Annotated in this window: 2 protein-coding genes; both read right to left on the bottom strand. The window is 25.7% G+C overall.

Translation table 4 applies throughout. The features are described 5' to 3' along the window. Positions 1-648: 648 nt before the first annotated feature. The gene (gene groL, locus BST80_RS04415; protein ID WP_415746135.1) at positions 649-2,262 is read right to left on the bottom strand and encodes a chaperonin GroEL; all 1,614 of its coding nucleotides are present in this window, start codon (positions 2,260-2,262) and stop codon (positions 649-651) included. Positions 2,263-2,283: 21 nt separating this feature from the next. After that, the gene (locus BST80_RS04420) at positions 2,284-2,559 is read right to left on the bottom strand and encodes a co-chaperone GroES (RefSeq protein WP_353486666.1); all 276 of its coding nucleotides are present in this window, start codon (positions 2,557-2,559) and stop codon (positions 2,284-2,286) included. Between the last annotated feature and the right edge of the window lie 277 nt (positions 2,560-2,836).

The raw sequence follows: 2,836 nt of genomic DNA on the forward strand, positions 1-2,836 counted from the left end.
AAAAAANNTNTAAAATATTTTAATTTTTTTAAAAAATAGTTGCATTTATTTTAAATGATGTTATCATCTTACTAATAAGAGCTTTGGAAAAAGCGTGTTTGCAATTACAATTTACAACTTNAAAATAATAGTTTCATTATTTTTTAAACTAATTTTTTTATTTAATAAAGTTATTGTTTTGAATTTATTATCTTTTTTATCACGATAACCAAATCTGGAAGCTTTAATTATAATATTGCCAAAGTGAGTTTTTATCATTTTATTCTTTTTCCCTCACAAAATATAANCATTTTTGCCATTACGGTTTTGCTCTCTTAATTCTTGATCAAGGTTTTCATATTTTTCTTTCATTTTTTGTTTTNCTATTAAATTAACATCGATATTTACTTCTTCAACAAAGTTTATATCTATAAAATTATTAAAAACATTTAACATACAATTATATTCCTTTTTAATCATTAAATGATATTATAATTTTATAATAGACTTCTTGCATAANCTATTAAAATAATTGTAAATATTTTTAAAAAGATACTAATAGCAAATTATAATTTTAATTAATTAAAATTATAATTTGCTATTAGTATCTTTTTAAAAATATTTACAATTATTTTAATAGGTTATGCAAGAAGTCTAATGTTTCTTTAATTAAATTCCTAAGTCAGGATAACTTGGTGCTTTTGATTGTTTGTCTTCATCATTATTTACTACAACAGCTTCCGTTGTTAACAACAAAGCACTAACACTACCAGCATGTTGTAAAGCATAACGTGTTACTTTAACTGGATCAACAATTCCTGCCTCAATCATATTTTCTCATGTATTTGTTGCAGCATTATAACCAAAATTGTCATTTTGTTCTTTTAATTTATTAACAATAATTGAACCATCAACACCAGCGTTAGCAGCAATTTGACGAACTGGTTCTTCAATTGCTCGTAACACAATATTTAATCCTAATTTTTCTTCATCATTTAATTTTAAATTTCCTAATTTTTTCCCAACTTGTACTAATGCCGTTCCACCACCAGCAACAATACCTTCTTCAACAGCAGCTTTAGTTGAATTTAATGCATCTTCAATTCGTAATTTTTTCTCTTTCATTTCTGTTTCAGTTGGTGAACCAACTTTAATGATTCCAACACCATTCGCAAGTTTAGCTAATCTTTTTTTCAATTTATCATGCTCAAATGTTGATTTTTCATTTTTAATTTGATTACGAATAAATTCTTTACGATCTTCAATTTCTGCACGTGTTGCTTTTCCTTCAATAATTGTTGTCGTATCTTTTGAAACAATTACTTTTTTTGCCGTTCCTAAATCATCTAAAGTTAAAGTTTTGAAATCCATTCCTAAATCACCATTAACAAATTTACCTTTTACTAACATAGCAATATCTTCCAATAAATCTTTACGGTTATTCCCAAATTCTGGGGCTTTAACAACACAAATATTGAAAGCACCACGCATTTTGTTTAGTAATAATGTCGGTAAAACATCACCATCAACATCATCAGCAATAATTAATAATGGACGTCCTTCTTCAACAATTTTTTCTAAAATTGGTAGAATTTCTTTCATATTACTAATTTTTTTATCAGTAATTAAAATATATGGATTTTCAAATTCTGTTAACATTTTTTCACTATCAGTTACCATGTATTGTGATAAATATCCCTTATCAAATTGTAATCCTTTAGTAACACTTGTTTCAGTATTGATTGTTTTTGATTCTTCAATCGTAATAACCCCATCATTACCAACTTTAGTCATAATTTCAGCAATTAAGGCACCAATTTCAGTATCTTTTGAACTAACACTCGCAACTTGTGCAATTTCTTCTTTTGACTTAATTTCTTTTGCTGATTGTTTTAATAAATCCACAATTGCTTTAACTGTTTTTTCAATTCCATTACGAATAGCTACAGCATTTGCACCAGCAGTAATATTTTTTAATCCTTCTTTAACAATTGCTTGAGTTAAAACAATTGCCGTTGTTGTTCCATCACCAGCAACATCATTTGTTTTATTAGCAACTTCAGCAACTAACTTAGCTCCCATATTTTCAAAATGATTGCTTAATTCAATTTCCTTTGAAATTGTAACGCCATCATTCGTAATTAATGGTGAACCATAAGTTTTTTCTAATAAAACATATTTTCCTTTTGGTCCTAAAGTCACTTTTACTGCATCAGTTAATTTATTAATTCCATTAAGTAATTTCATTCTTGCTTCTTCAGCAAATTTAATTGATTTTGACATATTTCTATTCCCCCTTTAATTTTATTCTTCAATTACGCCTAAAATATCTTCATTAGAAATTAAGACTAATTTTTTATTATTAAATTCAATTTCAGTTCCGGCATATTCGCGATAAAGAACTTTATTATTTATTTTTCCTTCAAAGGTCCCATCTTTACTAACTTCAGTACTAATTGCAATTATTTTTCCAATATGGCTTTTGCTTTTTTCATCTTCTGGTAAATAAATTCCATTAATAAATGTTTCTTTTTTTTCTTCTTTTTCTAAGACAATATTTTTTCCTAGTGGCTTAATCATATAACATTCCTCCTTATTAACATGACTATTAACAAATGGCATATGTAACTGCCAATAATATATTTAACAAATTTTATTAAAAAATGCAAGTATTTTTATAGTAATATAAATCAACTTTTTGCTAATTTTATTTTAATAAACCATTTCATCTTCATCATATCTAATATTAGTTGAAAGATACTCAGATAAGATTCTTTTTTCATGTTTTCCATGATAAGTTTCTCAAACAATATTAGACTTCTTTCATAACCTAGTTATTTTAAAATTCCTATAAAAT

The sequence above is a fragment of the Spiroplasma sp. Moj genome, assembly GCF_016082285.1.
GTDB lineage: Bacteria > Bacillota_I > Bacilli_A > Mycoplasmatales > Mycoplasmataceae > Spiroplasma > Spiroplasma phoeniceum.